Genomic DNA, 25,062 nt, shown 5'->3' on the forward strand with positions numbered 1-25,062 from the left:
CCCACCGGCGATCGGCGCGATCACGTAGACGGCGAGCAGGCGGAGCTCACCGGAGAACAGGGCCGGGCCGAGCTGCCGCGCGGGGTTGGCGGACCCGCCGGTCAGCGTGCCCAGCACCGCACCCTGCAGCCCGAACAGGCCGCCCACGATCCAGATCAGCGGCCAGGCCGGCCGGCGGACCGGCGCGCCGCACAGCACCGCGACGATCACCGCCAGCGTCACCGCCTCGGCCACGGCGACAGCCGTTCCGGACCAGCCCGGCCCCGGCTGCACGACCGCCCACCGCACCGCCGGCCCGGACACCGCGGGACCCCAGACGAACCTGGTGAGCGCGGCGGCGGCGAGCGAACCGGCTCCCTGGGCCGCCAGATAGGGCAACACCCGCCGGCCCGGCACGCTGCCGTACGCGAAGAGCCCGAGGGTGATCGCCGGGTTCATGTGGGCACCGCTGAAGCGTCCCGGCGCGGAGGTCGCGAACCCGACGATGACCAGGCCGACCAGCGCGGACACGACGACCACCCGGAGGCGTAGCTCGGTGGCCGTGGCGCCGGGCGCCATCGTGCCGATCCCCCACCGCACGAGCGAGAAGACGACCGTCATGAACGCCGTCGTCAGCACGAGCTCGACCATCGCGGCGAGCCCGTCCGCCCTCGTCGGCCGCCATCCCGCCCGCCATCCCACGCCCATGATCACGAGTCTCGCGAGAGATCGATCCGGCGGGCAGGGTCGAAGGCCCCCTCCCCGGCGGACGATGTCCCTAGCGGGTCACCGGGACGGCGCGGGCGAGGTGACCGGACAGCCAGTCGAGCGCCGGGCTCTCCATCCGACGCCACAGCGAATGGCTGTGACCCCCGCCGGGCAGCTCGACCGCCGTGACGGTCAGCGGCGGCCGGGCCAGGCGGACGACGGCGCGGGAGCCGTCGCGGGACTCGCGGTCGTCGGCGGCCCAGGCCACGTAGAAGGCGGCGCGCGGCTGCGGCAGGTTCTGCAGGCGCCAGGCGACGTTGTTGGTCGTGTTCTCGCTCCCGTCGCCGACCTTGATGCCCGGGCCCGCGTCGCCGGACAGCGAGGCCGCCGCCGCGTACCGGTGCGGGTGGCGCAGCGCGAGGTTCATCGCGCAGAAACCCCCGGCCGAATACCCCATGAGTCCCCAGCCGGCGCGGTCCGTCCGTACCCGGTAATGGGTGGCGGCGTAGGTCGCGACGTCCTCGGTGAGGAACGTCTCGGTCTGCGGCCCGCCGGCGAGGTCGGTGCACTCGGTGTCCAGCAGCCTCCGGGGCGTCTGGTACGGCAGCAGCACCACGGTCGGCGCCATCCGGCCCGCGAGGATCTCCTCGTCGAGGTGCTGGACCACCTTGAGCCGCCGCACCCAGGTGCTGGGGGATCCGGGGTAGCCGTGGAACATCTCGATGACGGGGAACCGGCGGCCCGCTCCCTCCGGGGAGTCGTAGGCGGCCGGCAGGTAGACGCCCATCGTCAGGCTCAGCCCGCTCGCCCGGCCGGGCACCGTGACCGTCAGCAGCCGGCCGCCCCCGGGCCGGACGGGCAAGCCGGTCGACAGCGCGGGCTCCTGCGACGGCGCGGCCACCAGAGCCGACCACGACGGGTACGCCACCGTCAGCCGGTTCAGCTGCAGCGCACACGTGGCGCTCAGCAGCAGCGTGACGACGACGGACAGCAGGGTCCTTCCGACCGCGCGGAACCGATCCCAGAGAAAAGCGGCCACCAGGGTGGCGGCGGCGGTCAGCGCCGCCCCGCACGCGACGGTGCCCGGGGCGTCGATGGTCATGGCCGCAGGGGTGCCGTGAGCGGCGGCGGGAGCTCGCCGGCGGCGGCCGCCAGCGTCGCCGGCCACGCCCGGCCGGTGGTGGTCACGACGGTGCCGTCCCGGCCGGCGACCCGGTCGGCCAGCTCCCGGTGCGGCCGGTCCGTCACGACGGCCCAGCCGTGGTCGCTGACGCGGACGCTGTGCCGCACTTCGTCGATCAGGGCCCGGACGTCCGCCGGTGACGTCGCGGCGGCCGGCACGACGGCAAGACCGACCACATCGGGGGTACGGGCAGCCGCCGCCTGGACCGCCTGCCCGTCCACCGGCGCGTGCAGCACGACCAGCAAGGGGAAGGTGACGCCGGCCCGAGCCGGGTAGTCCGCCGGGACCGAGATCCGGGGCGCCGCCAGGAGGTGCCACCGCCCGGCCGCACCACGGAAGTCGGGCACCTCCTGGCCCGCCGTGACCGGACGCCCGACGGTCACCTGCTTCGCGTCGCCGCCGGTGAGCGCCTGCCACGAGGGGTAGAAGCTCTGGTACCGGTTCACCACCAGCCCGACAGTTGCGACCACCAGGAGCTCCGCGCAGACGCCCGTCACGGTACGGGTCAGCGGCCGCCACCGACCACCGCGCGGCCACATCCGTACGGTCAGCGCCACGGTGCCCACGGCGGCGCCGGCGGCGAGCAGGATGAGCGGGAAACCGGTCAGCCGCACCGGCGTTCGTCCTCGCTCCGGCGGCGTCCGGACGGCAGGAACGCCTCGGCGCTGAGCGCGGCCACCGCGATGCGGGGCAGGTCCCGCGCCGACGGGAAGCACAGGAACCTCGGCTGCCACTGCGGCTGGTACTTCGCGTTGGCGCGGTACAGCGACTCGATCTGCCACCAGCCGGAGAACGCTCGCAGGATCCGTGCCCAGAGCCGGGTCACGGGACCGGCGCCGAGCTGCTCCGCCCGCGCCAGCACCGAACGCAGCATCGCGAAGTTGAGCGAGATGCGCCGGATCCCCGAGGCCGCGGCGAACTCCACCGCACTCGTGATCATCAGCTCGGTGATGCCGTTCTCGGCACTCCGGTCGCCGCGCATCAGGTCCAGCGACAGCCCCGACTCGCCCCACGGCACGAACTGCAGGAGCCCGCGTACGCGGCCCTCGCCGTCACGGCAGAGCACGACGAGGCAGTCACCGTCGCCCGTCTCACCGAACCGGGACAGCGCCATCGAGTAGCCCCGCTCCACGGAACTGTGCCGGAACGCGCCGGCGCACGTACGGGCCTCGTCGAGCACGGCGTCGTCGAGATCCCGCTGCCGCGCCACCTCGACGGTGTAGCCGGCCCGGCGCGTACGGGCCACCGCCTGCCGGACCGTCCGCATCGGACGCCCCTGCAGGGAGAAACCGGGCACGTCCAGCACCGCTTCGTCGCCCAGCTCGATCACGTCCAGACCCAGCCGCCGGTACGCCGTCCCGCCGGTGGTGCTGCACGCGAGGACCGCCGGGGTCCAGCCGTGGGCGTCGCAGTCGGACAGCCACGCCGCGATGGCATCCGGCCACGCCGCGGGATTGCCCAGCGGGTCGCCGGAGGCCAGGCTCACGCCGTTGACGACCCGGTACGCCACCGCCGCCCGCCGCGACGGCGCCCAGATGAACGACTTGTCGCGCCGCAGCGCGAAGTATCCGAGCGAATCCGCGTCTCCGTGGCAGGCCAGCAGGTCGCGGACCCGGGCCTCCTCGCCGTCGGCCCAGCCGGCGCGCCGGGTGCACGGCCGGAGCAGCAGGACCGCGCCGACGCCGAAGCCCAGCAACCCGAACGCCCCCGTGGTGAGGTCCACCGCGGTCGTCGTGGCCGGGTGGTCGAAGCGCAGCGGCCCGGTGACACCGACCATGCCGAGCGCCACGTGCTGCGCCCACTGCAGCGGCCCCGCCGCCCCGGCGATCTGACCGGCGCGCAGCGCCACCTCCACGAGGCCGAGCAGGAAGCCCGTACCGATGAAGCCCGCGCACACCCCGAGCGCCCGCCAGCGGGTCCCCACGTCTCCCCGGGCGCGGAACCGGTGCCGTTCCACGATCAGGACCAGCAACAGCACGGCCGACACCACCGCCGGCGCCGGGGAGGCCTTGAGCATGTGCAGGCCGATGCTGAGGCCGCAGAGCCAGGCGGCCAGCTGCCACGCCCGCCGCTTGCCCCGGCGCAGCCCGGCGCCCAGGTACACCAGCAGGACGCCCACCACAGCGGTCGCCGTACGAGCAGTCACCATCCCGGCGGTCGGCAGCAGGTGGGCCATCGACGCCATCCTGTGGTGCCAGGACGGCAGGACGGCGAAGACGGCATCGAGCGCGCCCACCACTTGCACGCACCGCGCGATCACAGCACGCGACGGCGGCGGCCGCCACGGCGTGAGCGTGGCGGCCCGCGTCCGTGCCGCCTCCGGCCGATCGGCGACGGCGGTTGCTCCCCCGGGTGTCCCGGACATCGACATCCTCCTCGTCTCGTGGCGCACATCTTGCCCACGATCCGGGCTCCCGGCGTCGGCCCCTGGTCGGGACCTCGGGCGCGGCCCTATGACTTTTGACGGAGGAGGGGCCCCCACCGGTTTTCCGATCTCGGGAGAGATTCACCGGTGGCATGCTGGGCGGATGGCCGTACCGGACGAGTCCGCCCGCGACGCCGTCACGCTGCGGCCCGTGCCGCGCTGGGTGGCGCCGGTGTTCGCGGTGCTCGGCGCGGCCACCGTGCCCTGGACCGCGTACCTGGCGATGTCCCTGCCGGCGCGGTACAGCGCCGAGCACTACCGGGTCGCCTGGGTCGGTTTCGACCTGATGCTCGTCGCGCTGCTGCTGACCACCGCCCTGCTCGCCTGGCGCGGCTCACGACAGGTCGGGCTCCTGGCCGCCGCCACCGCAACCGTGCTCGTGGTGGACGCCTGGTTCGACGTGACCACGTCCCGGCCCGCGGACGTGCCGTCGGCCGTCGCCTCCGCCGTGCTGCTCGAGCTGCCCCTCGCCGTCGTCTGCGGCTGGATCGCCCTGCACGTCGACCAGGTCGTCGAACGCCGCCTGCGGATCCTCGCCCGGCGCGCCGCCCGCGCGCCGGGCAGGGCATCACGGACGGATCGTCGCGGCGATTAGCACCTGGTGGTAGGTCTGCCCGGCCGGTGGCTCCGAGGAGAACGCCCAGGCGGCGTAGAACCGGCCCGGGCCGGCGGCCGTACCGATGTAGTCGCCGGGGAACGCGCCGCCGGCCTGCGCGGCGTACCGCAGATCGGAGGGCGGCCCGAGCGTCAGGCGCGAGCGGAACGACCGGGCCTGGTCGGAGGAGATCCGCGCCCGCTGCTGCACGTAGCGGCCGTCGGCCGCGGCGGCGTCCCGGACGCCGTAGGAGACCAGAACCTTGCCCGCGTACGCGGCGACGTCGGCGTTGACGACCTGGGTGGTGGACGTGCGCTCGGGGTTCACCGTGACCGGAGCCGTCCAGTGCACACCGTCGGTGGACGATGACGCGCGGAGCAGCGACACGTCGGTGGACTGCCACACCGCGTGCAGGCGCCCGGTCACGGCGTCGACGGTCGCGGACGGAAGGCAGCACCGTACGCCCGGCACGTCCCCGCCGACGTCGGTCGCGACGGTGACCGCGGCCGACCAGGTCCGGCCGCCGTCGCGCGACGTCCGGGCCCGCATCGGCACACCGGGGTCGGCGGGCGGGGCGGCGGCCCGGGCGGCGTCGCTCTCCCGTTCGCGGTCCGGCTCCCGCCCGGTGCCGGCGAAGTCCAGGTAGAGGTCGGTGATGGACCCGTCCGGCCGGATCAGCGCCTGCGAGTTCTGCGTCGACGCGTTCCCCGGGGTCACCACGGCCGCGGCGCTCCAAGTGCGGCCGTGGTCGTCGGACCAGCGCACCCGCTGCTGCGCGAACTCGCCGAAGAAGTAGCTCCAGAACTGGTAGATCCGGCCACGGTGCGGCGAGTGGGCGCCGTTGTCGACGGCCAGCCAGTTCTTGTCGTTGAAGATGCGGCAGTCGTCGGTGGACTGGGCGACCGACGGGCGCCCGAAGGTCGCGCCGCCGTCACGTGACCGGGACACCAGCACCACACTGCGACAGTCCGAGACGTCGCTGTTGAACGCGATGGTGGACAGGTAGGCGTCGCCGCCGGGCCCGAAGGCGAGCACCGGGTCGGACGCCCGGTCCCACGCGCCGCCGGCCGCCGTGGTGATGTACCGGACCGCGGCGTGCCGCCAGGTCAGCCCGCCGTCGCGGGTCCAGGCGTGGGTGATGCCCACCGCCCCGCCGTCGGGATACCGGCCGTCGTGGGCGGCGGCCACCGCGACGTCCCGGTCGACGGGTGACACGGCGATGTCGGGCTCCACCAGCGTGTCCGGCTCGGAGCCGGGCGCGGCCGGGACGTCCTGACGCGAGACCTGCCCGAGGGTCAGGACCGTGGGGTGCCGGACGCCGGCCACCGCCGGAACCGACGCCGAGATCGTGATGGCTGCTACGCCGGCAACGAGTGCCGCGCTACGGACGTGACGCATGCGTACCCCCGGAAGCATCGACAATGATGCACGTCCGACCCTCCCACCGGCCCGGCGGACAGGCAAGGCCGGTTTCGGGTATAGATCGACGAGCGCGGACCGGGCGCTGGGCCACGCCCGGCAGTACTCGAGCACCGTCCTCGCCTGCAACGGCCCCTGCTGACGCCGGCTGCGGCTCAGGGTCATCGTTCCGACACGTGAAGGACGTCGCTCAGGTCAGCCAGCAACGCTGCTTCCTCGCCCCTGAGGTAGAAGTGCCCGCCGGGCAGCACCCGCAGCCGGAACGCGGACCGGGTCAGGCCGGCCCAGCCGCGCATCTGCTCCGGGGTCACCTCGGGGTCGTCGGCGCCGGTGTAGGCGTACACCGGGCAGTCGAGCGGGGGCCGGTCGCCGCCGGAATAGGCGTCGAGGAGCTGGTAGTCCGCGCGGATCGGCGGGAGCACCAGCTCCCGCAGCCCCGGATCGGCGAAGACCGCGGCGCGGCTCCGGTCGAAGCGTACGACGTCCGCCACGATTTCGTCGTCCGTGCCGGGGTACGTGCGCCGGCCTTCGAGCGCGTGCGGTGGCCGCCGCCCGGACACGCACAGGGCGGCCGGTGCGTTTCCCCGCCGATGCAGGCGCAGCGCGACTTCGTGGGCCACCGAGGCGCCCATGCTGTGCCCGAAGAACACGAGCCGGCGCGTCGCGAGGTCGCCGAGCGCCTCCCCTATGTCGTCCGCCAGTGTCTCCAATGCGGACGGGAACGGATCACCGAGCCGGTCCTCGCGGCCGGGATACTTGACGGCGAGCACCCCGACGTCCGGTGGCAGGCCCCGGGGCCAGGTCGAGAAGGCAGTCGTCCAGCCGCCGGCGTGGGCGAAACACACGAGCTTGGTCTCGTACCCGTCGTCGTCGCGAAGGCGGCGGATCCACCGTTCCCTCATGCGGGTTTCTTCTTTTCTCGCGCGGGTTTCACGCACCAATTCTACCCGGCGCACAGACGCTTATCAGAACCGGATCCGCGCGCATTCTTCCGCCGATGGCGACGGCTTTGGAAATGACCGTCGAACGCACGGGGACGGGACCCGGTCGGCAGAAAGACACTTGTCGATCCTGCCGGGCTGCCCTAGCGTGAGGGCCGAACCGAACACCAAACGGGGGGTGTCTTGGTGCGACGGAGTGTGGCCGTGTCCTCTCAGGACGCGGCGACGACGTACCGGTATGTCCGGAAACCACTGCACGAACCGGATCGACGCCGAGTGCCGGCCTGGCGCGAGGTCACCGACGGGCAGTGGCGGGACGCTCAGTGGCAACGGGCCCACTGCGTCAAGAATCCGCGGGATCTGCGCGCGCTGCTCGGCGGCCTGCTCAGCGACTGGTTCTACGACGAACTGGCGGCCGATCAGGAACGGTTCGCCACCATGCCGATCCTGCTCACGCCGCAGATGGTCAACACGATGCTGCCCGACGAGCCGGCCGGGTTCACCGACGGGTTCCTCGCCAATCCGATCAGGCGCTACATGCTCCCGGTCCGCCGCGACCGGGACCCACGATGGCCCAGTCATCCGCTCGCCCAGCGCGACTCGCTGCACGAGTCCGAGATGGCGGTCGCCGAGGGCCTGGTGCACCGCTATCCGACCAAGGTGCTGGCCGAGCTCGTGACGACCTGCCCCCAGTACTGCGGGCACTGCACCCGGATGGACCTGGTCGGCACCTCCACCCCCCAGATCGCCAAGGCGGCGCTCACGCTCACCCCGGCGGACCGGCAGGCGGGCATCCTGCGCTACCTGCAGGAGAATCCGGGCGTACGCGACGTGGTGGTGTCCGGCGGCGACGTCGCCAACCTGCCCTGGCCGCACCTCGAGTCCTTCCTGCTGCGGCTGCTCGACGTGGAGTCGGTACGCGACATCCGGATCGCCACCAAGGCGCTGATCGGCCTGCCCCAGCACTGGCTGCAGGACCGGGTACGCGCCGGGATGGAGCGGGTCGCGCGGCTGGCGGCCGACCGGGGCGTGCATCTCGCGGTGCACACGCACGCGAACCACGCGCGCTCGGTGACGCCGCTGGTCGGTGAGGCCGCCCGGGCGCTGCTCGACGCCGGCGTGCGCGACGTGCGTAACCAGGGTGTGCTGCTGCGCGGCGTCAACGCGACCGCCGGCGACCTGCTCGACCTGTGCTTCGCGCTGCAGGACGAGGCCGGGATCCTGCCCTACTACTTCTACCTGTGCGACATCGTGCCCAACGCCGAGCACTGGCGGACGTCGCTGGGCGAGGCTCGGCGGCTGCAGCACCAGATCATGGGTCTCCTGCCGGGCTACGCCACACCCCGCCTGGTCTGCGACGTCCCCTGGCTCGGCAAGCGCTGGGTCGACCAGGTCGAGGAGTACGACACCGAGCGCGGCATCTCGTACTGGTCCGGGCCGGACGGTGGCCGCCGCTATACGTACTACGACCCGATCCGATCGCTGCCGGAGGCCGGGCGGCGTTGGTGGGCCGGTTCTGTCACCGAGAACGCCGGAGGGTGAGATGGCGCAGCCGGACATCGGCACGTTGACCGTGCCCGACCACATCTGGGGCTTCCCCGGGGTCGCCCACGGCGGGTACGTCGCCGGCCGCCTCGCCGAGCTGGCCGACACCGAGGACCTGCGGCTCGACCTGCGGCGTCCCATTCCCGTCGGGCAGCCCCTGTCGATCGAGCGCAGCGGCCCGGATTCCTGGACGCTGAGCGGCGACGGGGGGCCGCTGGCCGCGGCCCGGATCGTCGCGCCGGGCATCGCCGTGCCGGCCCTTCCCGGCTGGGACGAGGGGCTCGCGGGGATCGAGCAGCGGCGGACCGCCGAGCGCGCGGGCAACGCCTTCCCGGACTGCTGGGTGTGCGGCTCCGGCCGGCCCGCGGGGCAGGGCCTGCACGTACTGCTCGGCCTGGTGCCCGGCCGTGCGGTGGTGGCGGCCGCCTGGACGCCCGGCCCCGAGGCCGGCGACCCCGGCGAGGAGCTGAGCCTCGCCTCGGTGTTCGCCGTGCTGGACTGCCCGGGGGGCTGGGCCTGCCGGGCGTTCGCCGGCGCGCCCATCGCCGAGACGGTCACCGCCTTCCAGACCAGCCGGCGCCTGCGCCCCGTCCGGGCGGGCGAGCCGTACGTGGTGAGTGGCTGGTCGGTCGCCGCCGAGGGCCGCAAGTACCGCACCGGCAGCGCCATCAGCACCCCCGACGGCGAGCTGTGCGCGATCGCCGAGTCGCTGTGGCTGGACGTACGCAGAGGAGCCGGATGACCACCGAACCGCTCGCCCCGTTCGACGACCGCTACCTGGCCGACCCCGACGCGACGTACGCCGAGCTGCACCGCCTCGGCCCGGCGCACCGCATCCGGACGCCGGAGGGCACGCCGGCCTGGCTGGTCACCCGTTACGAGGACGTCCGGCAGCTGCTCGGCGACCCGCGGCTGGCCCGCAACATCCGCTACGCCTCCGACGTCTACCGCGCGATGCCGCTGCCCTCGGAGTTCAGCTTCGAGAGCGTGGCCACGGTGGACGGAGCCGACCACCGCCGGCTGCGCAAGTTCCTCAACCAGGCGGTCTCGGTGTCCCGGTTCCGGGCGATGCGGCCGCGGATCGAGGAGATCACCGCCGGGCTGATCGACGCGATGGGCGACTCGGGGCGTACCGATCTGATCGCCGCACTGGCCGCGCCTCTGCCCATCACCGTGATCGCCGACATGCTGGGCGTGCCGCCGGCCGACCGGGCGCGGTTCCGCTCCTGGACCGACGGGCTGCTCGGCCTCGACGCCGAGCTGGCCAGCCACGCCGGCGCCGCGATGTACGCCTACCTCGGCGCTCTGATCGGCCGCAAGCGGGCGGAGCCGACCGGCGACGTGCTCTCCGAGTGGGTGCACGGACTCGACGAGCAGGGCCGGCCGCTGGACGACAACGACCTGCTCGGCCTCGCCTTCATGGCGCTGCTGGGCGGCTACGACACCACGGTGAGCACGATCGCCAGCAGCGTGCTCATCCTGCTCGGCGACCCGGACCTCATGGCACGGCTACGCCGCGACCCGGAGCAGCTGCCCGCAGCGGTCGAGGAGTTCCTGCGCTTCCACGGCCCGGTGCACACCGCCGTGCGCCGCTTCACCGCCGAGGACGTGCCCGTCGGCGATCAGGTGATCCCGGCCGGCGAGACGGTGCTGCTGTCCATGGGCGCCGCACATCGCGATCCGGCGCACTATCCCCATCCGGAGCGGGTGGACCTGGACCGCGGCAAGGTGCCACATCTGGCGTTCGGCAACGGCCCCCACTACTGCCCGGGCGCCGAATTCGGACGCACCGAGGTACGGGTGGCCCTCGAGCAGGTGCTGCTCCGGCTGCCCCGGTTGCGGCTGGCCGTGCCGCCCGAGCAGATCGCATGGCGGGCGGCGTACCAGATCCGGGTGCCGCTCGCCCTGCCCGTCGAGTACTGACCGCCAGGAGAGAGGCACCGATGAACCGCACCACCGCAGAGCCGATCGCCGTCATCGGGATGGGGCTGCGCTTCCCCGGCGGCAACACGTCCCCTGCCGGCCTGGCGGAGTTCCTGCGGGCCGGGCGGTCCGGCATCGAGCCCACGCCGCCCGGCCGCTGGTCCGGGGTGGAGGGCATCACGGCGAGCGGCGGCGGCTTCCTGTCCGGCATCGACCGCTTCGACGCGCTGTTCTTCAACACCTCGCCGAAGGAAGCCGCGTACGTCGACCCGCAGCAGCGGCTGGTGCTGGAGACCGCCTGGGAGGCGCTGGAGTCCGCCGGGGTGGACCCTGCGACGGTCGAGGGCGACGGTGGCGTCTACATCGGCTGCAGCATGGCCGACTACGCGTCCCGGGCCGGCGAGCTGGCCGACGAGCAGCTCACCCCGCACCTCGGGGCCGGCCTCGCGCCGAGCGCCATCCCGGGCCGGCTGTCGCACTTCCTCGGCTGGCACGGTCCGAGCATGACCGTCGACAGCGCCTGTTCCTCGTCGCTGGTCACCCTGCATCTCGCGGCCACCGCCCTGCGCGCCGGCGAGTGCTCGATCGCGCTGGCCGGCGGCGTCAACCTGATGCACCATCCGCGCAACCACATCATCTTCAGCCAGGCGGGCATGCTCTCCCCGGACGGCCGCTGCCGGACGTTCGACCAGCACGCCGACGGGTACGGGCGCAGCGAGGGCTGCGGGGTCCTCGTGCTCAAGCGCCTCGCCGACGCCCGGGCGGGCGGTGACACCGTGCTCGCCGTGCTGACCGGCTCGGCGGTGCGCCAGGACGGCGCGAGCGGCGGCCTGACCGTGCCGAACGGGCTGGCCCAGGCCGACGTCATGCGCCGGGCGCTGGCCGCGGCGGGTCTCGCCGCCGAGGACGTGTCCTACGTGGAGGCGCACGGCACCGGCACCCCGCTGGGCGACCCGATCGAGGTCGCCGCGATCAACACGGTGTTCGGGCCGTCGCGGGGCGCGGACGACCCGGTGCTGATCGCCTCGCTCAAGGGCAACCTCGGGCACATGGAGGCCGCGGCCGGCGTCGGCGGGGTCATCAAGACGGTGCTGCAGCTGCGCGAAGGCACGATCTACCCGCACATCGGCATGACCACGCCGTCCCAGCACATCCCGTGGCGGCGGTTCCGGGTCGGCGTACCGACCGAGGGGCGGGACTGGCCGGCCGGGCCGCGGCGGGGCCTGGTCAACTCGTTCGGCTTCGCCGGGACGATCGCCTCGGTGGTCGTCGAGGAGGCCCCGGACGCGCCGGCGCCCCCGGCGGCCGGAGGCGAACAGCTTCTCGCGGTGTCGGCCAAGAGCGCCGCCGCCCTGCGCCGCCGGCTCACCGACCTGCGAGACTTCCTGGCCGCGCACCCGGACGTGCCGCCGGCCGACCTGGCCTACACCAGCACCGCGCGGCGCGCCCACTTCGCGCACCGGTTCGCCGCGGCCGGGTCGACCACAGCCGAGCTGGCCGCGGCGGTGGAGGCCGGTATCGCCGAGGACATCCCGGCGGCCGATCCACCCGAGGTGGCGTTCCTGTTCACCGGCCAGGGCGCGCAGTATCCGGGCATGGGGCGCGCGCTCTACCGCGACCACGCCGTGTTCCGTAACCGGATCGACGAGTGCGACAAGCTGCTCGAGCCCTTCCTCGATCTCTCCGTCCGCGACCTGCTGCTCGCCGACCCGGACGAGGGCGGCCTCGAGATCCACCGCACCGCGTACGCCCAGCCGGCCCTGTTCGTGCTCGAGTACGCGCTGGCCGGCCTCTGGATGTCCTGGGGTGTGACGCCCGGCGTCCTGCTGGGCCACAGCATCGGCGAGCTCGTGGCGGCCACCGTCGCGGGCCTGTTCGACCTGCCGGACGCCGTACGCCTCGCCGCCGAACGCGGCCGCCTCATGCAGTCGATGAGCACCCACGGCGGAATGGCCGCGGTGTCGGCCGGCCGGGACACCGTGCTGCCCTATGTCGACGGTTTCGACGAGGTCGGGATCGCCGCCGTGAACTCCCCCACCCAATGCGTCATCTCGGGCCGGCGGGACCAGCTGGCCCAGATCATCGTGGCCCTGCAGCGGGACGGCATCCGGGCGAAGGCATTGGCCGTCTCGCACGCCTTCCACTCGCCGCTCATGGCGCAGGCCGCCGCGAGCTTCGCCGAGGTAGCCGGGACCGTCACCTTCCGGCGGCCCGCCCTGCCGTTCGTCTCCAACCGCACCGGGGAGGTCGCGCGCTACGAGGATGTCGCCGACCCGGCGTACTGGGCGCGGCACATCCTCGAACCCGTCGATTTCCTGGGCGGGGTGCGGGCTGTCGAGGCGCGGGGGCGGCACGCGTTCATCGAGGTCGGCCCGTCCGCCACGCTGACCGCGCTGGGCAAGCAGTCGGCGGCCGCTCCCGGTCACCTCTGGCTGGCCAGCGTCACCAGCGCGGCCGACGACGGCGGCGGGCTGCGCCGGGCGGTGCTGCGCGGCTACCAGGCCGGGCTGGACATCGACTGGCGGGCGTACCACGGCGAGCGGCGGGGCCGGCTGACCGAGCTGCCCGGCTACCCGTTCGAGCGCAAGCGGCACTGGCTGCCGAGCCCGCAGGCGAACGGCCGGGCCGCCGGGCACGGGCTGCTCGGCACCGAGACGGCGGCCGCTGCCCCGGGCGTGCGCGAGTTCCGCTCCTCCTGGTCGGCGACCGAACCGGCCTGGCTGGGCGACCACGTGGTGCTGGGCCAGGTGTACTTCCCCGGCGCGGGCTACGTCGAGCTGGTGCTGGCCGCCCAGGACGCGGTGTTCGGCACGAGCGACCGTCCCGTCTTCGACCTGCGCATCCACGAGCCCCTGGCGCTGACCGACGAGCCGGTCGAGGTGATCACCCGGGTCCGGCCGGACGACGGCGGGACGACCACGGTCGAGGTGCTCAGCCGCCGGCCGGAGGGGCAGGGCGGCGGCGAACGGGGGCACGCGACCGCCCGGCTGGGCCCCCGGGGCGAGCGGGAACCCGCCTGGGTCACCGAGCTGCGCGAGCCGCCCGGGGACACGGCCGGCGGACCGGTGCTCACCGGTGACCGGCTCTACGCCGAGTTCGCCGGGCTCGGGCTGCCGTACGGGCCGGAGTTCCGGCGGATCGAGTCGGTGGTGGTCGGTGCCGACGGGCTCGCCCGGGCGGAGCTGCGCGAGGTGGACACCCCGCCGGGGATGGTGCTGCCGCCGTACGCGCTGGACCCGGCCGTGCAGACGCTGCTGACGCTGACCGAGCCGGGCCGCACCTACCTTCCCCGGTCGTACGCCGAGGTGCGGGTGTTCAAGAAGCCGAAGGGCGCGCTGCGCAGCGTGGTACGCCTGACCGGCCGCGACGACGACCTCGCGGTGGACGTGCTCGTGCTGGAGGGCGCCGAGCCGGTCGCCGCGGTCCGCGGGCTGGGCCTGGTCCGGGTGGCGAACCCGGCGGCCACCCGCGACCGGCTGTCGTACGAGCCGCAGTGGGTCGAGCAGGCCGCGGCGGCGACCGGCCGGGACCGGCACCGGGTGCTGCTCGTGCACCCGCCGTTCGAGGCGCCGGAGGGGCACCTCGCGGCGGCCGACGTCGACCGGGCGGCCGACCTCGTGTGGACCGACCCCGACATCACCGACGTGGCGTGGTTCTGGTGGGCCGACCCGGGAGCGACCGGCCTGGACCGGCTGCGCCGCGAGAGCGAGGAGAACTACACCGGGCTGCTGCGCCTGCTGCAGGAGATGGAGGACCTCGGCCGGTCCCGGCCGCTGCGGCTCTGGCTGGTGACGGTCGGCGGGCAGGCGCTGCCGGGCGACGCGCCGGACGACCGGGACGCGGACGCGCTCGGGGACGGCTCGCTGTGGGGCTTCGGCCGGGTGCTCGCCAACGAGTACCCCGCGTACCGGGTGATGCTCGTCGACCTCGATCCGGCCGCCGCCGGGCCGGAGCCGCTCCTCGCCGAGCTGGACGCCGCCGGTGACGACTTCCAGGTCGCGTTCCGCGGCGGCGTACGGCACGTGCTGCGCCTGCGGCCCTCCCGCACCCCGGCCGCGGAGGCCACGCCCCGGCTCGATCCGGAGGCCACGTACCTGGTCACCGGCGGGCTCGGCGGCCTGGGCAGGCTGGCCGCCCGGCGGCTGGTGGAGGCCGGTGCCCACCGTCTCGTGCTGGCCGGCCGGCGCCCGTCCGGCGACCAGGAGGCCCGGCTCTCCGCCGAGCTGGGCGCCGACGTCCGGGTGGTGAGCGCCGACATCGCGGATCCGGCCGGCGTCGAGCGGATGGTGGAGGCGGCCGGGCCGCGGCTGGCGGGCATCGTCCACGCCGCCGGCGTGCTGGCCGACGCGCCGATCTCGAGTCAGGACTGGGCGAGCTTCGAGCGGGTGCTGGCGGCCAAGATGTACGGCGGCTGGCTGCTGCACCGGGCCACCGCCGATCTGGGGCTCACGTTCTTCGTGGCGTACTCGTCGGCGACCGCCCTGCTCGGCACCGCCGGCCAGAGCAACTACGCGGCGGCGAACGCCTACCTCGACCGGCTGATGCACTGGCGCCGGGCCGGCGACCGGGCCGGGCTGAGCGTCAACTGGGGACCGTGGGGCGAGGTCGGCATGGCCGCCCGGATGGACGACCAGCAGGCGGCCCAGCTGGCCGGCCGCGGGTACACGCCGCTGGACCCGGAGCAGGCGATGGCGGCCTGCTTCCGGGCGCTCGCCCGCACCCAGCCGCAGGTGCTCGTCGCCGACGTGGACTGGGAGCGGTTCGCCGCCACCCAGAAGGTGCCGAACGCGATCCTGGCCGAGCTGGCCGAGCACACCGGCGGCACGACCGCCGGCGTCGACCGGGAGGCGTTGCTGAAGCTCGATCCGGCCGCGCGCGAGGAGGCGTTGCTGACGATCGTGCGGGCGCAGGCGGCGGCGGTGCTCTTCTTCGACGCGGTCGAGGACATCTCCTTCGACGCGCGCTTCATCGAGCTCGGCCTGGACTCGATGATCAGCGTGGAGTTCAAGAACGCGCTGGAGACGGCGCTGCGCGTGCCGCTCTCGGCCTCGCTCGTCTTCGACCATCCGACGATCCGCGCGCTCGCCGGCTACCTGGCGGCGCGGCTCGCCCCGGCCGGAACGGAGTCCTGATGGGCGTCGCGACCGAGGTGCTGCGGGCGGCCGAGCGACATGCGGACGCGCCGGCGATCGTCCACAACGGCGCCGTCACGACGTACGGCGAGCTGATCGGGCGCGCCCAGGCGGTGGCGGCCGGGCTCACCGCCGGGGAGACCGTCGCGGTTCCGGCCGTCCGGGGCGTCGAGCTGATCGTCGACTTCCTCGGCGTGCTCCTCGCCGGGGCGACGTACTGCCCCATCGACCCGGCGCTACCCGCGGCGCGCCGGACGGCGATGCTCGACGCGGCCGGCTGCACCCGCGAGCTCGGCGCCGGGCCGCCACCGGCGAGGGCGGCAGCGGGCACCGGCGAGCCCGGGCCGGAGGGGATCGCCTACGTGCTGTTCACCTCAGGGTCGACCGGCACGCCCCGTCCGGTGGAGGTGCCGCACCGGGCCGTCAAGGCCGTCGCCGGCTCGCTGCGGCAGCTCTTCGCGGCGACCCCGGCCGACCGCTTCCTGCAGTTCGCCTCCCCGAGCTGGGACACCTGCTTCGAGGAGATCCTGCCCGCGCTGACCAGCGGCGCGACCCTGGTCATCGACGACGACGCGCACTCCGGCTCGTTCGCCCGCATCCTCGGCCTGCTGGCCCGGGAACGGATCAGCGTGCTCAACCTGCCCACCGCCTTCTGGCACGAGCTGGTGCTGCACCTGGCCGAGGAGCGCGTACGCCTGCCCGAGTCGGTGCGGCTGGTGGTGATCGGCGGCGAGGGCATCAACCCGGTACGGCTGGCGACCTGGCGTGACCTGCCGACCGGGGACGTACGGCTGCTCAACACGTACGGCTGCACCGAGACCGCGCTGATCACGCACGCGGCCGACCTGTGGGGGCCGTCCGCCGTGCCCGCGGTGACCGGGCTCGCCGAGGCGCCGATCGGACGGCCGTTGCCGCACGTACGGCAACGGCTGGAACCGCACGGCGCGCTGGGGCTGCTGCACGTCGGCGGCCCGTCCGTGGCCCGCGGCTACCGGGGCGATCCGGAGGCGACCGCCCAGCGGTTCACCGACGGCTGGTTCCGCACCGGGGACCTTGTCGAGGAGGCGCCCGACGGAGTGCTCCTCTACCGCGGCCGGGTGGACCGGCAGCTCAAGGTGCGCGGGGTCCGGATCGACCCGGGCGACGTCGAGGCCGAGATCATCCGGTGTGCCGGGGTGCCGGACGCGGCGGTCATCGGGGTGCCGCTCGCCGGCCGTACGGCGCTGATCGCGTATGTGGTGGGCGCCGCGGAGTCCGACGCCGAGAGCCTGCTCGCCCGGTTGCGCGGCGCGATGCCGGCCCACCTGGTGCCCGCCCGGCTGCTGGTCCGGGCCGCGCTGCCCCGTACGACCAGCGGCAAGACCGACTATGCCCGGCTGTCCAAGGAGTGGAGCGAGCGATGAGCGACAACCCGGTCGGCCTCGACCGCCTGATCGGCATCTTCGGCGAGGTGCTGGAGACCGGCGGCGTACGGCCCGACTCGAACTTCTTCCTGCTGGGCGGCGACTCGCTGCTCGCCACCCGGGTGATCGGCCGGCTGCGCCGCGACTACGACGTCGACGTGACGTTCGCCGAGTTCACCCAGGCGCCGACGCCGCGCGCGCTGGACGAGCTCCTCGACTCGCTGGCGGCGGAGGCGGCGCCGCGGTGACCGTGCCCGACGTGGTGGTCGTGGGGGCCGGCCTGGCCGGGCTGACCGCGGCGCACGATCTGGCGGCCCGCGGCGCCGACGTGCTCGTGCTCGAGGCGCGCGGGCGGATCGGCGGCCGGGTGCGGGGTGTGCCGCTCGCGCCGGGGCTGGTGACCGACGGGGGCGCGGCGTACCTCGGGGAGCGGCACACCGCGGTCTGGCAGCTGCTGGACCGGTTCGGCCTCGCCCGGGTGAGCGCCGACGAGGACGGCGACAGCGTCTTCAGCCTGCCCGAGCGGTCCCGGTCGCCGTACCGGATCCCGCCGTACGACGCGGCCGGGCTGGGCGAGCTCTTCGAGGCGCTGCACGAGCTGGCCGCGGCCGTGGACCCGCAACGGCCGCACGCGGCGGCGGCCGAGCTGCGCGAGCTGACCGCGGGGCAGTGGATCCGGCGACGGGTGGCCGATCCCGGCGCGCTGGCGTTCGCCCCGCTCTACCTGGGGCAGCTGGTCGCGGCCGAGATGGACGACCTGTCCGCGCTGTGCCTCGGGTTCTACCTGCGGTCCGGCGGCGGGCTGCGGTATCTCAACGCGTTCCGGTCGGGTGCCCAGGAGTTCCGGGTCGACGGGGGCGCCCAGCGGATCGCCGAGGCGCTGGCCGCGACGCTGCCCCGGCCACCGGTGCTCGACACCCCGGTCGTCCGCGTCGAGGCCGGGGCGGCCGGTGTGTCCGTGGCGACCCGGCACGGCGTACACCGGGCCGGCGCGGCCGTGGTCGCCCTGCCGCCGCCGCTCGCCGCCGCGGTGTGCGGAACGACGACCGGCGGCGCGGTCCGCGGCCGCGCGGTCAAGACCCACCTCCTCTTCGACCGCCCGGCCTGGCGGGACCACGGCCTCTCCGGCTGGTCGCTGAGCGACCGCGGCCCGTTGATGTACACAGTGGACGTCAGTCCCGCCGGCGGCCCGGGCGTCCTCACCGGCTTCGCGACCGGGCAGCGCGCGGAGGACTTCGCGGCCCTGCCCGGGACGCAGCGCGAAGCCGCCGTACGCCGGCAGTTCGCCGCCGTCTTCCCGGAGGTCCCGCCGCCCTGCGAGGTCGTGGTGACCGACTGGGTCACCAGCCGCTGGAGCAGCGGGTGCTACGCGACGCTGTGGCAGCCCGGAAGCTGGGGCGGGCCACCGGGTGCAGCCGGGCCGGACGGCCGGATCGTGCGCTGCGGCACGGAGACCTCGGCCGAGTTCTACGGCTTCATGGAGGGCGCGGTGCGGTCCGGCCACCGCGCCGCCGAGCAGGCGCTGACGGCGCTCGCGCAACCGTTGCAGGAGGACCGACGGTGAAATGGGACAGCCTCTACTTCGCGGGGGTCGGCACCTACCTGCCGCCGCCGGCCGCCGCCGGGCAGGCGGTGGCGGACGGGCTCTACCCGGCCACCGAGTTCCGCACCACGGCGATGCTGTCGGCGCTGCAGGAGGAGAAACTCGAGGCGGTCGACATGGCCGTCGCCTCGGCCGGGCAGGCGCTCGAACGGGCCTCGGCCGACCCCGCCGACATCCTCCTGCTGCTGCACAGCAGCCTGGGCCAGTGGAGCACGGGCCAGGACGTGCTGACCCCGGCCAGCTACATCCAGCGGCGCACGCTCGGCGGCCACGCCCCCTCGATGTACGTCAACAGCGCGTCCAACGGCGGCATGGCCTCGGTCGAGCTGGCCGCCGACTGGCTGGCCGTACGGGACCCGCACGGCCAGGTGCTCATCACCTCCGCCAGCCGGTTCGCGCCGCCGTTCGACCGCTGGCGCACCGACACCGGGCTCATCTACGGCGACGGTGCCGCGTCGGTCGTGCTCTCCGGGACGGGCGGCTTCGCGCGCATCCTGGCGACCCGCTCCGACTCGGCCTCCGAGCTCGAGCCGATCTACCGGGCGGCCGGCGCTGAGGACGACACGCTCGACATGGCGGCCCGCAAACGCGACTTCGTCGGGCAGCGCGGGCCGGCCGAGGTACTGGAGACCCTGCAGGCCACGGTCGGCCGCAACGTGCGCGGCGTCCTCGAGGAGGCCGGCACGGAGATGGACCAGGTCGCCCGGTTCGTGCTGCCCAACGTCGGCCGGCCGCTGATCCGGCTGCACTACGGCGTACCGCTGCGGATCGGCCTCGACCGCACCCTGTGGAGATGGGGCCGCACGGTCGGGCACATCGGCTCGAGCGACCAGTTCGCCGGGCTCGCCCACCTCGTCGAGAGCCGCGCGGTGGCGCCCGGCGACCGGGTGGTGCTGCTGGGCCTCGGCGCCGGCTTCAACCTGACGAGCGCGGTCGTCGAGATTCTGGACCTGCCCGACTGGACTGCCGTACCCGGCAGCGGATCGACTCACGAGACGGAGTGACCCCATGAGCGACGACCTGCGGGCCCGGCTGCTGGCCGTGCTGACCGAGGAGCTGTCCATCGACCCGGCGACCGTACGCGACGACTCCGACCTGGTGGCCGACCTCGGCTTCGACTCGGTCGCGTTCTCCGTCGGGTCGGTCGCGATCGAGGAGTCCATCGGCGTGCGCGTGCCGATCAACGACCTGATGGAGTGCCTGACCTTCGGCGACCTCACCGCCCTCGTCCAGAAGGCGGAGCACCCGTGAGCGACTACGCCGCGGTGCTCGACGAGGCGTTCACGCCGGAGATCGGGGCGCTGGTCGCCCGGGCGGAGGAGACCGGCAGCTTCCCGCGCGAGGTGATCGAGCGGCTGGGCGCGGCCGGCGTCCTCGCCGGCAAGTGGCGCGACCGTACGCTGCCCGACATCGCCTGCCTCGTGGAGCTCGGTGAGCGGCTCGGCGGCCTCACGTCGCTCGGCATCTCGGTCGGGGTCAGCCTGCACGACGCGGCGATCGCCATGCTGCGGCGCTTCGGGCGTACGCCGTACCTGGCCCGGCTCGCCGACGAGGCCATCGCCGGCCGTACCGTGCTGTGCATCGGCGCGTCGGAGTCGGGCGGCGGCTCCGACCTGTCCCGGGTGGTCTCGGCCGCCACCCCGGAGGGCGACGGTTTCCGGCTGCGCGGGCACAAGAAGTTCGTCTCGCTCTCCCCGGTCGCCGACGTGGTGCTGCTCGTCGCGCAGGTGCCGGACGGGCTGGGGGTCTTCGCCGTCCCCCTCGACCAGGTCACCGTCGGGCGCAGTTACCGCACGGTGGGCACCAAGTGCCTGGACACCGCGCCGCTGGAGTTCGACGTGCACGTGCCGGGCGAGGCGGTCGTCGGGCGTACGGGCACCGGCCTGGCGGTGATCAGCTTCGGGCTGGCTCACGAGCGGCTGTCCGTGGCCGGGCAGGTGGTCGGGCTGTGCGACGTCGCGCTCGGCGTGACCGTGGCCCGGATGAAGCGGCGCGAGCAGTTCGGCGCCAGCCTCTTCGACCACCAGGCGTTGCGGCTGCGCGTGGCCGACCTGAGCGCCCGGGTCGACGTGTTGCGGTGGGCGTTGCGCGGGCTGGCTCAGCAGGATCGGCTGGACATCCGTACGGCGTCCGGTTTCAAGGTGACCGCCGCCCGGCTCGGCAGCGAGGTGCTGAGCGAGTGCATGCACATCTTCGGCGGCACCGGCTACCTGCTCGACGAGTCGCCGGTCGGCCGCTGGTTCCTCGACATGAAGCTCGGCCGGGTCGGCGGGGGCGCCGACGAGGTGCTGTGGGAGCTGGTCGCGGCCGGACTCAAGCCGGACTTCGCCCGGTACGACGAGATGGTCCGCGAGCACTGAGGGGAGAGACCGGTGAGCAGGTTCCTTGATCGTCTGATCGACTCCGCCCGTACCTCGGACCGGGGCCTGGTCGTCCGGGACGGCGACGGGTTCGCCCGGCGCACGTGGGGCGAGCTGCACCACCAGGCCCGGCGGATCGCGGGCGGCCTGGCGGAGGCGGGGGTCGGCCCCGGCTCGCGGGTGGCCGTGCTGTGCGGCCAACCGGGTGAGGTGGCGCCGCTGGTGCAGGCGGTGTGGTTGCGCGGCGCCGCGGTGACGATGCTGCAGCAGGCGTCGCCCCGGGCCGATCCGGCGATCTGGCTCGCCGACACCGCCGTCGCACTGGCCACGGTGCGGGCCGGCCTCGTGGTGGCGGGGCCGCCCTACGACCCGGCGGTGCTGGCCGGCACGCCGGTGCGGACGGTCCCGCTCGCCGCCCTCGCCGCCGGCCCGGACACCGATCCGGTCGAGGTGGGCGAGGACGCGGCGGCCCTGCTGCAGCTCTCCTCCGGCTCGACGGGCGCCCCCAAGGCCATCGTCGTCAAGCACCGCAACCTGTACGCGAACATCGACGCGCTGCTGGCCCGGTTCCGCCTCACGCGGGAGGCGGACACCGCCGTTTCCTGGCTCCCGCTGTTCCACGACATGGGTATGATCGCGTTCATGGCCCAGCCGATGATGGCCGGTATCGAGCTGGTCAAGGCGTCGCCGCTGGACTTCCTCGGCTCCCCGGTGCTCTGGGCCGAGATGATCGCCCGCTTCCGTGGCACCTTCACCGCGGCCCCCAACTTCGCCTACGTGCTGCTGTCCCGGCGGCTCGAACGCATCCCCGACGGCCGGTTCGATCTGTCCTCCATGCGGTACGCCATCAACGGCGCCGAACCGGTCGACTACGTCGCGATGCAGCGGTTCACGGCCGAGGCGGGGCGCTTCGGCTGGCCGGGGACCGCGCTGGTCGGCGCGTACGGGATGGCCGAGGCGGTGCTCGGCGTCTCGGCGCCCGAACCGGGCATCGGCCTCGGCGCGGACCGGGTCGACCCGGACGCGCTCGAGCTGACCGCCGCCGCGGTGCCGCACCGGGACGGCCGCCCGCTCGCCACCCTGGGCCGGCCGTTCGACGGCATCGAGGTGCGGGTCGTGGCGGAGAACGGGGAACCCGTGGGTGCCCGCCAGGTCGGCGAGCTGGAGATCCGCGGTGAGGCCGTCACCGAGACGTACCTGACCACGGAGGGCGAGTTCGCCGCGCGGGGCGCCGACGGCTGGCTGCCTACGGGCGATGTCGGCTACCGCACCGACGACGGCGAGCTGGTGATCTGCGGCCGCCGCAAGGACGTCATCATCGTGGCCGGGCGCAACATCTTCCCGACCGAGATCGAGCGGGCCGCCGAGCAGGTACCGGGCATCCGGCCCGGCGGCGTCGTCGCCGTCTCGATCGACGCCGGCCGGCCCGACGAGGGCTTCGCGGTGATCGCCGAGGCCGACCCGCGCGACGCCGGCCGGGATGCCGGTGAGCTGCGCCGGACGGTGGGCCGGCGGGTCTTCGACGCGGTCGGGGCGACGCCGCGCCAGGTGCTCGTGGTGGCCGCCGGCCGGGTGCCCAAGACGTCCTCCGGCAAGCTGCGCCGGGGCCAGGCCCGCGAGCTGCTGCCGTGAGCGGGGACGGCCCGCCGCCCACCGGCCTGGAGCAGCTGCGGGCGGCCGCCTTCGGGCCGGACCGGCAACCGCACATCGGCGACGTGCTCGGCATGGAGGTCGTCTCGCTCGCGGAGGGCGCCGTCGTGTTCGCGCTCAGGGCCGAGCCCCGGTTCGCCAACTACAGCGGCACGATGCACGGCGGGGTGTGCGCGACGCTGCTGGACTCGGTGATGGGCTGCGCCGTGCACAGCGCGCTCGGGCCGGGCCTTACCTGCACGGCCCTCGAGATCAAGGTCAACTTCGTCCGGCCGGTGGTCCCGGGCGGCGCCCGGCTGGTCGCCGAGGGCCGCACGATCCACGTCGGACGGACCATCGCCACCGCCGAGGGCACGGTCCGCGACGAGCGGGACCGGCTGATCGCCCACGGCACCGGGACCCACCTTGTCCAGCCCCGCTGACCTGACCGGTACGGCGCACCCGCCGGGCCGTACCGTGCTCGAGGCGCTGCTCCCCCCGGCGGTGGTGGCCGTCGAGGCGTTCGGCGACGTGCCGGGCGAGGCACCGTTCCCCGGCGAGGAGGACCTCGTCGCCCGGGCGGTCGAGGGCCGCCGCCGCGAGTTCATCACCGCCCGCCGCTGCGCCCGGACGGCCCTGCGCGCCTTCGGCCACCCGGATGCGCCGATCCTGCCCGGGGCCCGGCGCGAGCCGCAGTGGCCGGCGGGCATGACCGGCAGCATCACCCACTGCGCCGGCTACCGCGCCGCGGCCGTGGCCCGTGCCACCGACGTCCGCCTGATCGGCATCGACGCCGAACCGCACGCCCCGCTGCGCCCGGGCATCGCCGAATCGATCACCTCGCCGGACGAGCCGGCCATGCTGACCCGCCTCGCCGCGACCCGTCCCGGCATCTCCTGGGACCGGCTGCTGTTCAGCGCCAAGGAATCGGTCTACAAGGCGTGGTACCCGGCGACCCGGCGCTGGCTGGGCTTCGAGGAGGCGCGGCTGAGCATCGACCCGGACGCCGGCACGTTCACGGCGACGATCCTGGTGGACGGCACCCGCATCGACGACGGCCCGCCGCTGCGGACGATGCCCGGCCGCTTCACCGTGACGCGCGGCCTCATCCTGACCGCCGTCACCTCGCCGTGAGCCGGCGGAGGGTGAGGCGAAGCGCCACCACTGCCACCACGGCCACGTCGAGCAGAAGGAGTGCCGCGCTGAGCGGGTCCGGGCCGTGGTCGTGCCCGGGGGCGGCCGCCGGTGCGGGTCGTGCGGCGGGGGGTGCGACACCGGTGCCGACGCTGAACCGGATCTCACCGGCGGCGTCCCGGCCGTCGGTGAACGCGACGTGGAACGCCATCGTGAACACCCCGGTGCCGCTGAGGCGGACCGGCCGGCTGAGCTCGTACCCCGCGGCCTCCGGTGTCGTGTCCGGGCCGACCGTGTGGCCGCGCGGGTCACGGACGGTGAGGTGCGACCGCGCGGGGTCCGGCGCCGCCGAGCCGATCACCCGGATCCGGTCGGGCGCCGCGGCCAGCGCGGCGCCGTCTGCCGGGTCGGTGACGACGACGGACGGGCCGCCGGCACGCGCGGCGGGCGACGGCAGCAGGACCAGGAGGATGGCGGCCGCGCCGGCGGCGAGCCACCTCATCGAGGACCGGCCACCGGCTCGGCGGCGCGCTCCGGCTCGGCGACCGGCGCCGGCTGGAGGTGGTGGTACATGGCGATGACCATGGGGACGAACACCACGGAGTTGTAGAAGAGGTGCAGCTCGACGCGGGGGAAGACGGTCTGCGCCACGCTGGTCGGCACCGAGCCGCCGAAGTAGTAGTGCCCGGTCTGCGCCTGGATCAGAAGCAGCAGATGCTCGATGTGGTGCCAGAACTGGATGACCAGGGCCACCGTCCACCAGGTCCGGGCCCGGCCGGTGAAGCCGGGGCGGAGCAGGAACAACCCGGCCAGCATGACGATCGCGTACCCGTAGTGCAGCCACTCCGAGGTGATCAGCCAGGGGAAGAACTGCCCGAGCACGCCGCGTGCCTTCGGCCGGGGGGAATGCAGGACCCAGATCTGGTACGCCTGCACGAGATGCTCCGCCCAGTGCGCGAGCACCACGATGAGGAACGCGGTCAGTGCCGCGCTGTGGTAGCGGGTGTTCACCGCGTGCACCGCCGCGCCGGTGCGGCGAACCAGAGTGTTCATGAGGGCCTCCGGGTGAGCCGTCGAAGTCGA

The 25,062-nt window shown here is 74.4% G+C and carries 21 protein-coding genes and 1 pseudogene; 14 read left to right on the forward strand and 8 right to left on the reverse strand.

Annotation, left to right across the window (positions count from 1 at the left end):
- Positions 1-45: 45 nt before the first annotated feature.
- From IT780_RS43470 to IT780_RS17495, 4 genes and pseudogenes are all read right to left on the reverse strand, one after another.
- A pseudogene (locus tag IT780_RS43470) lies at positions 46-687 on the reverse strand (aquaporin); the annotation flags it as partial.
- A 70-nt stretch (positions 688-757) separates the two neighbouring features.
- Positions 758-1,789 (reverse strand): alpha/beta hydrolase, encoded by a 1,032-nt coding sequence (locus IT780_RS17485; protein ID WP_199512622.1) that lies wholly within the window; start codon positions 1,787-1,789, stop codon positions 758-760.
- The gene (locus IT780_RS17490) at positions 1,786-2,484 is read right to left on the reverse strand and encodes a hypothetical protein (protein ID WP_199512623.1); all 699 of its coding nucleotides are present in this window, start codon (positions 2,482-2,484) and stop codon (positions 1,786-1,788) included. Before IT780_RS17490 ends, IT780_RS17485 begins: the two co-directional genes overlap by 4 nt.
- Positions 2,475-4,235, reverse strand: coding sequence for a phosphatidylglycerol lysyltransferase domain-containing protein (locus IT780_RS17495; protein WP_199512624.1), 1,761 nt, complete (start codon positions 4,233-4,235; stop codon positions 2,475-2,477). The genes IT780_RS17490 and IT780_RS17495 overlap by 10 nt, the downstream gene beginning before the upstream one ends.
- Positions 4,236-4,398: 163 nt before the next feature.
- Here IT780_RS17495 and IT780_RS17500 point away from each other — a divergent pair, with 163 nt between their 5' ends.
- Entirely contained in the window at positions 4,399-4,890 is a 492-nt protein-coding gene (locus IT780_RS17500) for a hypothetical protein (RefSeq protein WP_199512625.1), read from the forward strand.
- Here the strand turns inward: IT780_RS17500 and IT780_RS17505 are convergent.
- On the reverse strand, positions 4,864-6,288 hold the full coding sequence (locus IT780_RS17505) for a sialidase family protein (protein WP_199512626.1): 1,425 nt from the start codon (positions 6,286-6,288) through the stop codon (positions 4,864-4,866). The genes IT780_RS17500 and IT780_RS17505 overlap by 27 nt on opposite strands.
- A 182-nt stretch (positions 6,289-6,470) precedes the next feature.
- Positions 6,471-7,211, reverse strand: coding sequence for a thioesterase II family protein (locus IT780_RS17510; RefSeq protein ID WP_199512627.1), 741 nt, complete (start codon positions 7,209-7,211; stop codon positions 6,471-6,473).
- A gap of 237 nt (positions 7,212-7,448) precedes the next feature.
- On the opposite strand from IT780_RS17510, the gene IT780_RS17515 reads away from it, so the two are divergent.
- Genes IT780_RS17515 through IT780_RS17575 form a run of 13 tightly spaced genes read left to right on the forward strand, consistent with a single transcriptional unit; the run spans position 7,449 to position 23,979 of the window.
- Positions 7,449-8,792, forward strand: coding sequence for a KamA family radical SAM protein (locus IT780_RS17515; protein ID WP_443678584.1), 1,344 nt, complete (start codon positions 7,449-7,451; stop codon positions 8,790-8,792).
- Between the two features lies 1 nt (position 8,793).
- Complete coding sequence (locus IT780_RS17520) at positions 8,794-9,537, forward strand: hotdog fold domain-containing protein (protein WP_199512629.1); 744 nt, start codon at positions 8,794-8,796, stop codon at positions 9,535-9,537.
- Entirely contained in the window at positions 9,534-10,718 is a 1,185-nt protein-coding gene (locus IT780_RS17525; protein ID WP_199512630.1) for a cytochrome P450 family protein, read from the forward strand. The genes IT780_RS17520 and IT780_RS17525 overlap by 4 nt, the downstream gene beginning before the upstream one ends.
- A gap of 20 nt (positions 10,719-10,738) precedes the next feature.
- The gene (locus tag IT780_RS17530; RefSeq protein WP_199512631.1) at positions 10,739-15,850 is read left to right on the forward strand and encodes a type I polyketide synthase; all 5,112 of its coding nucleotides are present in this window, start codon (positions 10,739-10,741) and stop codon (positions 15,848-15,850) included.
- On the forward strand, positions 15,850-17,253 hold the full coding sequence (locus IT780_RS17535) for an amino acid adenylation domain-containing protein (protein WP_199512632.1): 1,404 nt from the start codon (positions 15,850-15,852) through the stop codon (positions 17,251-17,253). Before IT780_RS17530 ends, IT780_RS17535 begins: the two co-directional genes overlap by 1 nt.
- On the forward strand, positions 17,250-17,501 hold the full coding sequence (locus IT780_RS17540) for an acyl carrier protein (protein ID WP_199512633.1): 252 nt from the start codon (positions 17,250-17,252) through the stop codon (positions 17,499-17,501). Before IT780_RS17535 ends, IT780_RS17540 begins: the two co-directional genes overlap by 4 nt.
- On the forward strand, positions 17,498-18,817 hold the full coding sequence (locus tag IT780_RS17545; protein ID WP_307831237.1) for a flavin monoamine oxidase family protein: 1,320 nt from the start codon (positions 17,498-17,500) through the stop codon (positions 18,815-18,817). The genes IT780_RS17540 and IT780_RS17545 overlap by 4 nt, the downstream gene beginning before the upstream one ends.
- Positions 18,814-19,860 carry a ketoacyl-ACP synthase III family protein gene (locus IT780_RS17550; RefSeq protein ID WP_199512634.1) on the forward strand — a complete coding sequence of 349 codons (1,047 nt, stop codon included), beginning with the start codon at positions 18,814-18,816 and terminating at the stop codon, positions 19,858-19,860. Before IT780_RS17545 ends, IT780_RS17550 begins: the two co-directional genes overlap by 4 nt.
- Positions 19,861-19,864: 4 nt before the next feature.
- A complete protein-coding gene (locus IT780_RS17555; RefSeq protein ID WP_199512635.1) occupies positions 19,865-20,107 on the forward strand; it encodes a phosphopantetheine-binding protein in 243 nt (80 codons plus the stop codon).
- Positions 20,104-21,216, forward strand: a complete 1,113-nt coding sequence (locus IT780_RS17560) for an acyl-CoA dehydrogenase family protein (protein ID WP_307831238.1) — start codon at positions 20,104-20,106, stop codon at positions 21,214-21,216. Before IT780_RS17555 ends, IT780_RS17560 begins: the two co-directional genes overlap by 4 nt.
- 12 nt (positions 21,217-21,228) lie before the next feature.
- Positions 21,229-22,848, forward strand: a complete 1,620-nt coding sequence (locus IT780_RS17565; protein WP_199512637.1) for a fatty acyl-AMP ligase — start codon at positions 21,229-21,231, stop codon at positions 22,846-22,848.
- Positions 22,845-23,288 carry a PaaI family thioesterase gene (locus IT780_RS17570; RefSeq protein ID WP_199512638.1) on the forward strand — a complete coding sequence of 148 codons (444 nt, stop codon included), beginning with the start codon at positions 22,845-22,847 and terminating at the stop codon, positions 23,286-23,288. The genes IT780_RS17565 and IT780_RS17570 overlap by 4 nt, the downstream gene beginning before the upstream one ends.
- 34 nt (positions 23,289-23,322) lie before the next feature.
- Positions 23,323-23,979 (forward strand): 4'-phosphopantetheinyl transferase family protein, encoded by a 657-nt coding sequence (locus IT780_RS17575; RefSeq protein WP_199512753.1) that lies wholly within the window; start codon positions 23,323-23,325, stop codon positions 23,977-23,979.
- Here the strand turns inward: IT780_RS17575 and IT780_RS17580 are convergent.
- Positions 23,966-24,481 carry a copper resistance protein CopC gene (locus IT780_RS17580; protein WP_199512639.1) on the reverse strand — a complete coding sequence of 172 codons (516 nt, stop codon included), beginning with the start codon at positions 24,479-24,481 and terminating at the stop codon, positions 23,966-23,968. The two genes, IT780_RS17575 and IT780_RS17580, sit on opposite strands and share 14 nt — an antisense overlap.
- Positions 24,478-25,032: a hypothetical protein gene (locus tag IT780_RS17585; RefSeq protein ID WP_199512640.1), complete on the reverse strand. Its 555-nt coding sequence runs from the start codon at positions 25,030-25,032 to the stop codon at positions 24,478-24,480. Before IT780_RS17585 ends, IT780_RS17580 begins: the two co-directional genes overlap by 4 nt.
- Positions 25,033-25,062 lie beyond the last annotated feature (30 nt).

This window comes from Nucisporomicrobium flavum (assembly GCF_016464385.1).
GTDB classification, from domain to species: domain Bacteria; phylum Actinomycetota; class Actinomycetes; order Mycobacteriales; family Micromonosporaceae; genus Actinoplanes; species Actinoplanes flavus_A.